This is a genomic window from Streptomyces sp. NPDC033221 (assembly GCF_055577005.1).
The window spans coordinates 198,188-212,378 of sequence record NZ_JBVIQN010000012.1 but is presented as its reverse complement, the minus strand read 5'-3'; the positions used below and the strand labels follow the sequence as shown (position 1 = coordinate 212,378).

General features: G+C 75.6%; 2 protein-coding genes. Both read right to left on the bottom strand.

What is annotated here, in order from left to right:
• Positions 1 to 3: 3 nt before the first annotated feature.
• Positions 4 to 4,683: an amino acid adenylation domain-containing protein gene (locus ACZ53K_RS18585; RefSeq protein ID WP_468837398.1), complete on the bottom strand. Its 4,680-nt coding sequence runs from the start codon at positions 4,681 to 4,683 to the stop codon at positions 4 to 6.
• On the bottom strand, positions 4,680 to 14,075 hold the full coding sequence (locus tag ACZ53K_RS18580) for an amino acid adenylation domain-containing protein (protein WP_468837395.1): 9,396 nt from the start codon (positions 14,073 to 14,075) through the stop codon (positions 4,680 to 4,682). The genes ACZ53K_RS18585 and ACZ53K_RS18580 overlap by 4 nt, the downstream gene beginning before the upstream one ends.
• Between the last annotated feature and the right edge of the window lie 116 nt (positions 14,076 to 14,191).

Here is a 14,191-nt window from a genome sequence, read left to right as displayed (position 1 = left end):
GGACTACGGCGTGCCGTCCGCGAAACCGGCTTCGAACTCCTCGACCTCGTCCTGGCCGAGGTCCAGCAGGGGGAAGTCGGAGGCGGTGTGCCCGCCCGCCGCCGGGTCGTCGGTGTGGGCCGCCAGGCCGTCCAGCAGGTCCAGCCAGCGCCGGCCCAGCCGCTCGGCGGCCGCGTCCGGCCACAGTCCGGCGGGCCGGCCGAGCGTGAGGGTCAGTTCCGGCCCGTCCGGGGTGTCCTGGACGTACGCCCCTGCTTCCAGGGCGTGCGGGGCGGGTGTGCGCGGGTCGGCCGAACTGCCGACCACGGAGGTGCCGGCCGGCTGCCAGGCGTCCCCCGGCGCTCCGGCGCGGCCGGCGCCCGCGAACCTGCCCAGGTAATTGAACCCGATGTGGGCGTCCGGCAGGGTGTCCAACTCCGGTGCGGTGTGCGGGTTCAGGTGGCGCAGCAGGGCGTGGCCGAGGCCGTCGCCGGGCACCGCCCGCGCCTGTTCCTTGACCCGTTTGAGCAGTTCACCGGCTGCCGGGCCGCCCCGCTGCGCGTCGTCCAGGTCGATGCCCGACGCGTCCAGGCGTACCGGGTGGACGCTGGTGAACCAGCCCACCGTCCGGGACAGGTCGGCCCCGTCGACCGGTTCCCGCCCGTGTCCTTCGATGTCGACGACGAGGGCGCCGGCCGGCTGTTCGCCGGCGACCGCGCCCGCCAGCGTCGCGAGCAGCACTTCGTGGACGCCGCAGTGGAACACTCCGGGTGCCGTACCGACGAGCGTGGCCGCCGTCGCTCGCGGCAGCGTCCAGGTGCGCCACGCCATTGCGGCCAGAGTGTCTTCAGCCGGGTCGAGTGCCCGCTCTCCCAGCGGCGGCGCAGCACCCTCGAACAGAGCTGCCCAGTCCGGCAGTTCGGCGACTCGGCGCTCTTCGGTGGCCTGTACCGCGAGGGCGCCTGCCCACTGGCGGAAGGAGGTGCCGACGGGGTCGGGTTCCGGCGCGCACCCGTCCGCCACCGCTTCGCAGGCGGCCCGCAGGTCCGGGAGCAGGATGCGCCAGGACACGCCGTCCACCACCAAGTGGTGCACCACCAGCGCCAGCCGGCCGGGCTCCGCGGGCCCGGCGTCCAGCCAGACGGCCTGCACCAGCACGCCCGCCGCGGTGCCCAGCCGCTCGACCGCCTGCCGGGCCGCGTGCTCGGCCCGGTCGTCCAGGGCGTCGGCCGGTGCGTCCGTCGCGTCGATACGGGTGAGCAGCGCGGCGGCGTCGACCGTGCCGCGTCCCGCTACCACCAGATGCGGTCCGCCCTCCGCGTGCGTCACGCGGGCCCGCAGCATGTCGTGGGTGTCCAGTACGGCGGCCAGCCCGCCGGTGAGCACGTCCGGCCGCAGGCCCGCGGGCGTGGTGACGATCATCCACTGTGCGAAGGCGCCGCTCAGCGCGTACTCTCCGAGCGCCACCATGCCCGGTGTCCAGGCCACCTCGCCCACGCCCGCGTCCGGTGCCGCGCGTACCTCGTCGGCGAGCCGGGCCACGGCGGCCAGCGCGCCCGGCGTCTCCTGCTCGAACACGTCCTGGGCGCTGAACAGCACCCCTTCGCGGCGGGCCCGGGTGGCGAGCTGCATCGACATGATCGAGTCGCCGCCCAGCTGGAAGAAACTGTCCTCCGCGCCGACCCGTTCCAGGCCCAGCAGCTCGGCGTAGAGCGCGCAGAGGATGTCCTCCGCCGCCGTGCGCGGTGCGCGTCCGGCCGCCTTCCCGGCGAAGCCGGGGGCGGGCAGGGCCTTGCGGTCCAGCTTGCCGTTGACCGTGACCGGCAGGGCGTCCAGCACGAGGACGGCGGCGGGCACCATGTAGTCCGGCAGCGTGCGGGCGACATGCTCGCGCAGGGCCTGGCCGTCCGGTGCGGGAGCGTCCGCGTATTCCCGCGCGGCCACGACGTAGCCGACCAGCCGGCGTTCGCCCGGCCGGTCCTCACGGGCGACGACGGCGGCCTGCGCCACTCCCGGCGCGGCGGCGAGCGCGGCTTCGACCTCGCCCGGTTCGATGCGGTAGCCGCGTATCTTGACCTGCGTGTCGGCGCGCCCGGCGAAGACCAGTTCGCCGTCGTGGGTCCAGTGCGCCAGGTCACCCGTACGGTACATCCTCCCCCAGCCTTCGGCCGGGGGGACCCCCATGCCGGGCGGGAACGGGCAGGCCACGAAGCGTTCGGCCGTCGCACCGGCGCGGTCGAGGTAGCCGCGCGCCAGGCCCGCGCCCGCCAGGTACAACTCGCCGTCCACACCCGGCGGTACGGACTGGAGGAACGCGTCCAACACGTATACCTGCCGGTTGGTCAGCGGGCGCCCGATCGGCAGCACATCGGGAGCGGGGCCGCCCGGCCGGAGCCGGTGCCAGGTGGCGCTCAGCGTGGCCTCGGTCGGCCCGTACAGATGCCGTACGGCCACCTCGGGGCACGCTTCCCGTACACGGGCGACGGACGCCGCCGGGACCACGTCACCGCCGGTCAGCACCTCGCGCAGGCCCGCGAAGCACTCCGGGTCCTCCTGCACGGCCACCCGGAAGGAACCGGCCGTCAGGTGCACCGCCGTGACGCCCGCCGCCACCGCCTCCCGTACCGCCTGCGCATCCACCGCACCGGCCGCCGCCACGACCACCCTGGCACCGGAGACCAGCGGCACCCAGATCTCGAACAGGGAGGCGTCGAAGACGTGCGGCGCGTGCATCAGCACCGCGTCACCCGGACCGAGCGACCAGCCGCGCTCCCCCACCAGCGCCGCCACACTGCCGTGCGGCACACCCACGCCCTTCGGCACGCCGGTGGACCCGGAGGTGTACATCACGTACGCCAAGTCGTGAGCGCTTAGCGGGGGTTGCGCTCCGGTTCTGGCTTCCGCGACGGCCGCCCGCACCTTCGGGTCGTCCAGCGCGACCACCTGGCAGGCCGCATCCGCCGGGATCGCCGCCCGGGTGTCCTCGGCGCACAGCACGACCGCCGGTCCCGAGTCCGCGAGCATGAACGCGATCCGGTCCGCCGGGTATCCGGCGTCCACCGGTACGTACGCCGCCCCGGCCTTCCACACCGCCAGCAGTGCGGCGATCAGATCGGCCGACCGGCGCAGCACCACCGCGACCCGGTCACCCCGCCCGACGCCCAGACCGCTCAGGTACGCGGCGAGGCGGCCGGACCCGGTGTCCAACTCGCCGAATTGAACACTTTGACGCCCGTCCGTCACGGCCACGGCGTCCGGCGTGGCCGCCGCCCGTGCCGCGAACAGCTCCGGTACCGAGGCGCCCGCCGCCTCGGCAGCCGTGGCATTCCAGCCCTCGACGATCCGGCGCCGCTCCTCCGCGTCCAGGACGCCGACCCGCCCCACCGGTATCGACGGGTCGGCCACCACCTGCTCCAGCACCCGTACCAGGCGCCCGGTCAGCTCACGGGCCAGTTCGGCGGTCACCAGGTCGGGCCGGTAGGAGACCTCCACCTCCAGGCGGTCGCCGGGGAGGATGCCGAGGGTCAGCGGGTAGTGGGTGGCCTGGCGCAGGCCCAGCGTGGTGAAGGAGAGCGTGCCGGGCGCGGCCGATTCGACGGCCGGGCGCGGGTAGTTCTCGTACACCACCAGCGTGTCGAAGGTGGCTCCGGGCCCGGCGTGCTTCTGGATCTCGGCCAGGCCCAGGTGCTGGTGCGGCAGCAGCGCGGACTGCCGGGCCTGTACGTCCCTGAGCAGCTCCGCCACAGGCTGCCCCGCGTCGAGGCGCACGCGTACCGGCACCGTGTTGATGAAGAGGCCGACCATCGACTCGACGCCGGGGAGTTCCGGCGGGCGGCCGGCCACGGTCGTGCCGTAGACCACGTCGTCGCGTCCGGCCAGCCGGGCGAGGAGCAGCGCCCAGGCGCCCTGGACCACGGTGTTGACGGTCAGGCCGTGGCCGCGGGCCAGACCGGTGAGAGCGCGGGTGAGGTACGCGGGCAGGTCGGCCTTGGTCTGGTCGGGCAGCTCGGGGGTGCGGGCCGGGTCGCCGGGAGCGATGAGCGTCGGCTCGCCGTCCCCGGCCAGTTCGGCGCGCCAGGCGGCCCGCGCGGCGTCCTTGTCCTGCCGGCCCAGCCAGGCCAGGTAGTCGCGGTAGGAAGCGGTGCGGCGCAGCACCGTGGCATCGCCGCCCGCCGCGTAGACCGTGGTCGCCTCGTCGAAGAGAATGGGCATCGACCAGCCGTCGAGCAGGATGTGATGGGCCGTCAGCACCATGCAGTGCCGGTCGTCGCCGAGGCGGACGAGCAGCACCCGCAGCAGCGGTGCCCCCCCGAGGTCGAAGCGCTCCGCGCACTCACCGGCGGCCAGCCGGCCGACCTCGGTGAGCGCTTCGGCCTCCGGCAGGCCGGACAGGTCGGCTTCGCGCCAGGGCAGTGCGGCCTCCCGGGAGACGAGCTGGACCGCCTCGCCCGACTTGCGGCGGTGGAAACTGGCGCGCAGCGCCGCGTGCCGCGCCACCAGCGCCTGCCAGGACGCGCGCCAGCGGGCCGCGTCCAGCGGTCCTTCGATCGTCAGGGTGCGCTGGATGACGTAGACGTCGGGTCCCTCGTCGCCGAAGCCGGCGTGGAAGAGCATGCCTTCCTGCAGCGGTGACAGCGGCCACACCTCGGCGAGTGCGGAGCCCTTGCCCGATGCCGGTCCGGTGGCGGGTGGTGAGGTCTTCACAGCGACAGTCCCCCTTCGAGCCGTGCCGCGATCGCTTCGAACTCCTCGACCTCGTCCTGGCCGAGGTCCAGGAGCGGGAAGTCGGAGGGCGTGTGGCCGCCCGCCTCGGGAGCGGCCGTGTGGGCGGCCAGGCCGCCGAGCAGGTCCTGCCAGAGCTGCCCCAGGCGGGTGACGGCCGCGTCGTCGAGGACGCCGGCCGGTCCGCCGACCGTGATCGTCAGTTCGGGCCCTTCGGAGGTGTCGCGGATGACCGCGCCGGCCTCCAGGGCGTGCGGTGCGGGCATGTCCGGGTCGTCGGAGCCGCCCAGTGCGGTGCTGCCCGCCGCCTCCCACGGCCCGGCGGTGCCCTCGGGGGCGCCCGCGGGGAACCGGCCGAGGTAGTTGAAGCCGATCTGCGGGGCCGGGAGGGCGGCCAGTACGGGGGCGGTCTCCGGGTTGAGGTGGCGCAGCAGTCCGTGGCCGAGGCCGTCGCCGGGCACCGCCCGGATCTGTTCCTTGACCGCCTTGAGCAGCGCTCCTGCCGCGGGTCCGCCCGCCATGACCTGGTGCAGGTCCACGCCGGACAGGTCGAGCCGTACGGGGTGCACGCTGGTGAACCAGCCCACCGTGCGGGACAGGTCGGCCCCGGCCACCGGCTCCCGCCCGTGTCCCTCGACGTCGACGAGGACCCCGGCTGCCGCGTCCGCTTCCGGCCGCGCGCAGGCGACCGCGCCGGCCAGCGCCGCGAGCAGCACTTCGTGCACGCCGCAGTGGAAGACCGCGGGTGTCCGGCTCGCCAGGACCGCGGCCTGCTCCCGGGGGAGGTGCCATGTGCGGTGGCGTACGGTCGCCTGGGTGTCCGTGCCGGGGTCGAGGACGCGGGTGCCGAGCACCGGGTCGGGTCCGTCGAGTACGGCGGCCCAGTGCGGCAGTTCGGCGACGCGCCATGACTGTGTGGCCTGGCCGGCCAGCAGTCCGGCCCACTGCCGGAAGGTCGTACCGACGGGGTCGGTCTCCGGTGTGCGTCCGGCCGCCGCCGCTTCGCAGGCGGCCCGCAGGTCCGGCAGCAGGATGCGCCAGGACACGCCGTCGACCGCGAGGTGGTGCACGGCCAGGGCCAGCCGGCCGGTCCGGTGCGGTCCCGCGTCCAGCCAGACCGCCTGGATCAGGACGCCGGCGGCCGGGTCGAGCCGGGCCACCGCGTCTTGGGCGGCGCGTTCCGCGAGGCCGTCGAGGCCGGTGTCCGGTATCCGGTCCGCGGCCACCCTGGTGACCAGGGCGTCGGCGTCCACCGAGCCCCGGCCGCCGACGGCCAGCACCGGTCCGCCGGGCCGCGCCACCACCCGCGCGCGGAGCATGGCGTGGGTGTCCAGGACGGCGGCCAGTCCGGCGGCCAGCACGTTGCGGCCCAGTCCGGCCGGGGCGCCCACGGTCATCCACTGCGCGAACCGGCCGCCGGTGATCCGTTCGCCGAGCAGCCGCATCACCGGCGTCCACGGCACCTCGCCGGTCCCCGCCCCGGCGGTGTCCGCGCGGGGGCCGGCCGTCACCGGTTCCGCCACCTCGGCCAGCCGTTCCGGGGTCTGTTCGTCGAAGACCTGGCGGGAGGTCAGCAGCAGCCCGGCCCGGCGGGCCCGCGACACCAGCTGGAGCGAGGTGATGGAGTCGCCGCCCAGCTCGAAGAAGCTGTCCTCGGCGCCGGCCCGCTCCAGGTCCAGCAGTTCGGCGAAGAGCGCGCACAGCACCGTCTCGGCAGGCGTACGCGGCTCCCGCCCGGAGACCTGCCCGGCGAAGTCGGGCGCGGGCAGTGCCGCACGGTCCAGCTTCCCGTTCGGTGTCCTCGGCAGCTCGCCGAGTGCCAGCACGGCCGCGGGGACCATGTAGTCCGGCAGCGTCCCGGCGACGTGGGTGCGGACCGACCGCTCGTCCAGCCCCGGCCCCGCGGGGACGACGTAGCCGACCAGGCGGCGTTCGCCGGGGCGGTCCTCGCGGACCATCGCGACCGCGTCCGCGACCGCGGGGTGTGCGGCCAGCGCGGTCTCGACCTCGCCGAGTTCGACGCGGAAGCCGCGCACCTTGACCTGGGCGTCGGCCCGCCCGGCGAAGACCAGTTCGCCGTCGCCGGTCCACCGGACCAGGTCCCCGGTGCGGTACATCCTCCCTCCCGGCGCGTACGGGCAGGCCACGAAGCGCGCCGCGCTCAGCCCCGCGCGCCCCAGGTAGCCGCGTGCCAGGTTCACCCCGGCCACGTACAGCTCGCCGAGGACGCCCGGCGGCACCGGCTGGAGGAAGGCGTCCAGGACGTACGCCTGCGAGTTGGTGATCGGGCGGCCGATCGCGGGAGCGCTGTCGCCGGTCAGCGGCGCGGTGACGGTGGAGGTGACCGTCGCCTCGGTGACGCCGTACTCGTTGTACAGCTCCCGTCCGGCGGACCAGCGGCGGCGTACCTCGTCGGTCATCGGCTCGCCGCCGGTGACCAGCACCCGCAGCCGGGACAGGCCGTCGGACGGCAGCTGGGGCAGGAACGCGGCGGGCAGCACCACATGGGTGGCCTTCTCCTCGCGCAGCAGCTCGGCCAGGTCGTCGCCGAAGGACTGCTGTCCGGCCGGTGCCAGGACGAGCCGTCCGCCCGCGCACAGCACCGGCCAGATGTCCCCCATGGACACGTCGAAGCTGGGCGAGACGCGCTGCACGACGCGGCTGTCCGCGCCGATACGGTAGCGCTCGACGCGGTCGGCGACGAGGTTGCCCAGCCCCCGGTGCGGGACCAGGACGCCCTTGGGTACGCCGGTCGAGCCGGAGGTGTAGATCACGTACGCCGCGTGGTCCGCGTGCAGCGGCGCGGTCCGCTCGGCGCCGGACAGCGAGCCGCCCGTGTGGCGCGCCACCGCCCCGGCCACCGCGGGGTCGTCCAGGACGACGACCGTGCCGGTGTCCGCAGCGGCCCGCACCGCGGGCCGGGTGCGGGTCGTGCACAGCACGACCGCCGGTTCCGCGTCCCGCAGCACGAACGCGATCCGCTCGGCTGGGTATTCGGGGTCCACCGGTACGTACACCCCGCCCGCCATCGCCACCGCCAGCACCGCCACGACCATCGCCACGGACCGCTCGACGACGACCGCCACCCGGCACTCCGGCCCCACTCCGCGGCCGGTCAGGTAGCGGGCGAGCTGGCCCGCCTCGTACTCCAGCCCGGCGTAGGTCAGCTCCCTCTTGCCGTCCAGTACCGCGACGGCACCCGGTGTCCGTCCGGCCTGGGCGCGGAACAGCTCGGGCATGGTCGCGGCGGCCACCGGCGCGTCCGTACGGTTCCAGTCGGCCACCACCAGCGCGTGTTCGTCCGGGTCCAGGACGCCGACCCGTCCCACCGGCACCGAGCAGTCCGCCATGAGCTGCTCGAAGACCCGCACCAGCCGCCCGACCAGCTTCTCGGCAATGTCCGCCGGGACCTGGCCGCGGCGGTGCGCCACGTGCACGCGCAGCCGTTCGCCCGGGATGACGCCCAGGGTCAGCGGGTAGTGCGTGGCCTCGCGGGTGCCCAGTACGGCGAAGCCGAGCGCGTCCGGGGAGCCGGGCGCGGCGATCGCGCGGGGGTAGTTCTCGTGCACGACGAGGGTGTCGAAGACCGCGCCGGGGCCGGCCAGACGCTGGATCTCCGGCAACCCCAGGTGCTGGTGGGGCAGCAACGCCGACTGGCGCTCCTGGAGGTCGCGCAGCAGCCCGAGCACCGGCTGCGCCGCGTCGAGGCGTACCCGTACCGGCACGGTGTTGATGAGCAGGCCGACCATGGACTCCATGCCGGGCAGCTCCGGCGGCCGGCCCGCGACGGTGGCGCCGAACACCACGTCCGTACGGCCCGCCAGCCGGGCCAGCACCAGGGCCCAGGCCCCCTGCATGACCGTGTTCACCGTCAGGCCATGGCGGCGCGCCAGTGCGGCGAGGTCGCGGGTGGTCTCCTCGGGCAGGTCGGTGATGACGTGGCCGGCGTCCACCGGGCCCCGGTCGGCCGCGCCCGGGGCGACGAGCGTGGGTTCCTCGGTGCCGGTGAACTCGGCGGCCCAGGCGGTCCGGGCGGCGTCCTTGTCCTGGCGGGCGCGCCAGGCGAGGTAGTCGCCGTAGTACGCGGCCGGGGCCAGCGCCGAGCCGTCGCCGCCCGCCGCGTACACCTCGGCCAGTTCGGACAGCAGGACCGGCATGGACCAGCCGTCCATCAGGATGTGGTGGCTGATGACGATGAGCCGGTGCCGGCCCGCGCCGAGGCGGATCAGCAGCAGCCGCAGCAGTGGCGCGGTGGCCGTGTCGAAGCGGCGTTCCTGCTCGCGGGTGGCCAGTTCCTCGATGCCGGAGAGCGCGTCGGCCTCGGAGAGGCCGGACAGGTCGATCTCCCGCCAGGGCAGCCGCACGTCGCGGGCCACGACCTGGACGGCCTCGCCCGACGCGCGCCGGTGGAAGCTCGCGCGGAGCGCGGCGTGCCGGGCGAGCAGCGTCTCCCACGAGGTGCGCAGCCGGGCGGCGTCCAGCGGGCCGGTCAGCTCCAGCATCCACTGGGTCTCGTAGACGTCCGGGCCTTCCTCCTCGAAGGAGGACTGGAACAGCAGCCCTTCCTGGAGGGTCGACAGCGGCCAGATGTCCACCGGCCGTGGCACGGCGGCCTCCAGCTCCGCGACGCCGTCCTGGGTGAGGGCGAGCAGCGGGAAGTCGGAGGGGGTGTGGCCGCCCGCTCCCGGGCGGGCGGCGTGGGCGGCCAGGCCACCCAGCATCTCCACCCAGCGGCGGCCGAGCCGCTGTGCCGCGGCGTCGGTCCGCCCGTGCGCGTCCCGGTGCCGCCAGGTGAGCGTGAGCGTCAGTGCGGGTCCGTCGGCGGTCGCGCTGATCGCCGCCCCGGCCTCCAGGGCGTACGGGGACGGCTCGCCGCGGCCGGCGGTGGCCGCTCCGGCCGAGAGGTACGGGCCGCCCTGCTCCGGGCGTCCCGAGCAGCTGAACGCGATCCGGGGCGCCGGAAGGGCGGCGAGTGCGGAACCCGTCTCGGGGTTGAGGTGCCGCAGCAGGCCGTGGCCGAAGCCGTCCCCGGGGACGGACCGCACCTGCTCCTTCACCGACTTGAGCAGCGTCCCGGCGGCCGGGCCGCCCGCGAGGACCTCGCGCAGGGCGGTTCCGGGCAGGTCCAGCCGTACGGGGTGCACGCAGGTGAACCGGCCGACCGTACGGGACAGGTCGAGTCCGGCCGGGCCTCCGTGGCGGCCGTCCGTCTCGATGTCCAGCAGGACGCCGGTCCGGCCGTCCTCGCGCCCGTACGCGATCGCTGCGGCCAGCGCGGTCAGCAGCACGTCGGAGGCGGTGCAGTGGAACGCGGCGGGCGCCCGGTCCACCAGCGCCGCGGCTTGCTGCGGCGGCACCGTCCAGACCATGCGGCGTGCTGTCCCGGCGGGGTCCGGGTCCGTACGTGCTTCCGCGTCCGCCGCGGCGCTCTCGGGTTCGAAGCCGTCCGGGAGGACGCCAGGGCCGGTGCCGTCGTCCAGTACGGCGCGCCAGCCGTCCAGTTCCGCGGTCCGGTGCTCGTGTGTTGCCTGTGCGGTCAGCAGGTCCGCCCAGTGCCTGAAAGAGGTGCCCATCGGGCCGGGTTCCGGTGTCCGGCCGGCGGCCGCGGTCGCGCACGCGGTCACGAAGTCCGGGACCAGGATGTGCCAGGACGCGGCGTCCGCCACCGCGTGGTGGACCGCGAGCACCAGGCGGCCGGGCTGCGCGGCGCCCGCATCCAGCCACACCGCCTGGAGGTTCGTCCCGGCCGTCGGATCGAGCCGCGCCACCGCTTCGCGGGCCGCGCGCTCGGCGGCCCGGTCGAGGTCCGCGGCGGTGACGGTCTCCCTGGTGGCCAGTGCCGCCGCGTCCACCGTGCCGCGGCCGGGCACCACCAGGCGCGGTCCGGTGTCCCCGGAGGCCGTCCGTGCGCGCAGCACGGCATGGGTGTCCAGCATGGCGGCGACGGCGGCCCGCAGCGCGTCCGTACGCATGCCGTCCGGAGCGGCCAGCACCACCCAGCGCGCGAAGTTCCCGCCCTGCCCGGGGGGCAGCGGCGTCCACGGCACCTCGCCGGCCTCGGTGTCCGTACCCGGTCGTTCGCCCGTCGGGGAGGGCGCCACCCGTGCCAGCCGCTCCGGCGTCCGCTCGTCGAAGACCTGCGATGTGGTCAGCACCAGCCCGGCGCGGCGCGCCCGTGAGGCGAGCTGCACCGCCATGATCGAGTCGCCGCCCAGCTCGAAGAAACTGTCCTCGGGCCCCACCCGTTCCAGGCCCAGCACCTGCGCGAACAGCGCGCACAGCGTCTCCTCGGCGGCACCGCGCGGCTCCCGTACGGACGCGCGTCCGGTGAAGTCGGGGGCGGGCAGCGCCTTGTGGTCGACCTTGCCGTTCACGGTCAGCGGCAGCCCGTCCAGCGGGACGAACGCCGACGGCACCATGTACTCCGGCAGCCGCCCGCCGACGAACTCGCGCAGCGCGGCGAGCAGCGCGCCGGTGTCCCGGCCCGCCGCGGTACTGCCGCCGGACTCCCCGGTGAGCAGGGATTCCGGAGCGCTGCCCGCGCCCGCGGCCACCCGTTCGCCGCCCGGCTCGGCGCGGAACGGCTGTTCGTCGCGCGGCGGCCGGCCGTCCCGGGGTCCGCCGTCGGACGGCGGCTCGTCGCGGCCGCGCTCCGGCGGCTGCGCCACGACGTAGGCGACCAGGCGGCGTTCACCCGGCCGGTCCTCGCGGGCCACCACCACCGCCTCGCCGACCGCCGGGTGGGCCGCCAGCGCCGCCTCGATCTCCCCCGGCTCGATACGGAAGCCGCGCACCTTGACCTGGGCGTCCGCCCGCCCGACGAAGACCAGTTCGCCGTCGTCGGTCCAGCGGACCATGTCGCCGGTGCGGTACATCCGCTCGCCGGGGACGAAGGGGCTGGCGGTGAACCGCTCCGCGGTCAGCCCGGGGCGGGAAAGATAGCCGCGCGCCAGGCCGGTGCCGGCGATGCACAGTTCGCCCGTCACGCCCGGCGGTACGGGCTGGAGGAACGCGTCCAGTACGTACACCTGGCGGTTGTCCAGCGGCCGGCCGACCGGCAGCACGGACGGCACCGGGTCGCCGGGCCGCAGCCGGTGCCAGGTGGCGCACAGGGCGGCCTCGGTCGGCCCGTACAGATGCCGTACGGCCACCTCGGGGCAGGCTTCCCGCACCCGTGCCACGGCCGCGGGCGGCACCACGTCACCGCCGGTCAGCACCTCGCGCAGCCCGGCGAAGCACTCCGGCGACTCCTCGGCCACCACCCGGAACGACCCCGCGGTCAGATGTACCGCCGTGACCCCCGCCGCCACGGCCGCACGAATCCGCGGCCCGTCCACCACGCCCTGCCCGTCCACCACCACCCGTGCTCCGGACACCAGCGGCACCCACACCTCGAACAGCGAGGCGTCGAAGGCGTGCGGCGCGTGCATCAGCACCGCGTCGTCCGCGCCGACGGACCAGTCCCGCTGCCCGACGAGCCCGGCGACGCTGCCGTGCGGCATCGACACGCCCTTCGGCACGCCGGTCGAGCCGGAGGTGTACATCACGTACGCCAGGTCCTCGGGCCCCACCCGGGCCGGCGCCGGACCCGGTGCCGGGCTCGCGGCCACGGCCGCCCGTACCCGCGGATCGTCCAGCACGACGAGCGCGCCGGGAGCGCCCAGTGGCACCGCGGCCCTGGTGTTCCCGGTGCACAGCACGGCCGCCGGCGCCGAGTCGGCCAGCATGACCGCCACCCGCTCCGCCGGGTACGCCGCGTCCACGGGTACGTACGCCGCGCCCGCCTTCCAGACTCCGAGCAGCGCCACCAGCAGTCCGGCGGAGCGCTCCATCAGCACGGCGACACGGCTGCCGCGCGTCACTCCCTGACTCGTCAGATACGCGGCCAGGCGGCCCGCCTGGGCCTCCAGCTCCGCGTAGGTCAGGGACTGTCCGTCGTCCGACACGGCGACGGAGCCGGGCCGTCGCGCGGCCTGCCGGGCGACCAGTTCCGGCACCGAGGTGCCCGGCCGTTCGGCCTCGGTGGCGTTCCACCCCTCCACGACCAGGCCGTGCTCCGGCGCACCCAGCACGCCGAACCGGCCGACGGGCGCTTCCGGTTCGGCCGCCGCCTGCTCCAGGAGCCGGACGAAGGCCCGGTGGCCCGCCCCGGCCCACTCCTGGTCGTACAGTGCAGGGTCGGCTTCGAGGACGACACTCGTCCCGGCGTCGTCCGGCAGGTCGCGCACCACCACGGAGAACGCCTCGACGGGCCCGCCCGGCAGGTCGTGGAGGGTGCCCCGGGCCTCGCCGAACCGCAGGTCCATGCCGCTCGCCGGGACGGCGACCGAGGGCCCGAAGTTACGGCGTCCGCCTGGTCGGCCCAATTCGGCGTGCAGCCGCTCGCCGCGGTACCGCCGGTGTTCCAGCAGCCCGTCGATCTCGCGCTGCGCCGCGCGGGCCAGCCCGGACAGGGTGTCGCCCGGCGAGGCGGGCAGCCGCAGCGGCAGCACGTTGGCTGTCGCGCAGGGCGTCCGCCGGGCCGCGGGACCCGTACGGCCGTCGACCGGGAAGCTCAGCAGCGCCTCGTCCGCGCCCGTCGTGCGGCACACGAAGGTGGCGACCGCGGCGACGACGAGCGCGCCCCGGCTCACGCCCGTACGGTCCGCGGCCGTGCGCAGCGCCTCCCGGCCCGCGTCCGACAGGCGGCCGGCCGCGTGGGGGCGGGCGTCGCGGTCGGCCGACCGGTGGCCCGGCACGGTGGCCGGGTCCGGGCGGTCCGCGAAGTGCTCGTGCCAGTACCGGCGGTCGGCCTCGTGGTGCGGCGACTCCCGGTAGGCGGCTTCCTGTTCCCACAGCTCCCGCAGCGGGGCGTGTCCGGGGTGGCGGTACGGCTCACCGCGCAGGATCGCGCTGTGCAGAGCGGCGACGCGGCGGGCCAGCAGGGTGCTGCCGGAGTGGTCGACCAGCAGCTGGTGGTGGCGCTGGTACCAGACGTGCCGGTCGGGGGCCAGCTTGAAGAGGAGGTGCGCGCAGAGGTCCCCTCCGGTGGGGTCGGCCGGGTGCCGGCCGTCCGCGCGCATCAACGCCCGTGCCGCTTCCCAGGGTTCGGCCTCCGTGCTGAGGTCGACGCACCGCAGGACGGTCTCCTCACCGGCCGCCCCGACCGTCTGCACCGGGACGCCGCCGTCCTGGGTGAACCGCAGCCGGAGGGCCTCCGTCTCGGCGACGGCCTGCCGCAGCGCCCGCCGGAAGACATCCGTGTCGAGCCGGCCCGTGACCTCGGCGTACTGCCTGATGTCGTACTGCCGGGGCGGGTTCTCCGCGCGCTGGGCCAGCCACGTCCCCTCCTGGCAATCGGTCAGGGGCGCAGTGAACTGTGCCTGGCCTTCCATGTCTCCCCCTTTGACGGACAACCCGAATGCTCGCTTCTGCCTGCCGCGCCACCGCGGCGGTCGTCCGCCGCGGTGGCGCGTCTTGCCCCGTTCGCGCGGCCGCCTGACGGCCGTGC

What these genes read in the sequence shown, in the direction of transcription:
- ACZ53K_RS18580 (WP_468837395.1), bottom strand. Translation starts at nt 14,075, where the DNA reads ATGGAAGGCCAGGCACAGTTCACTGCGCCCCTGACCGATTGCCAGGAG.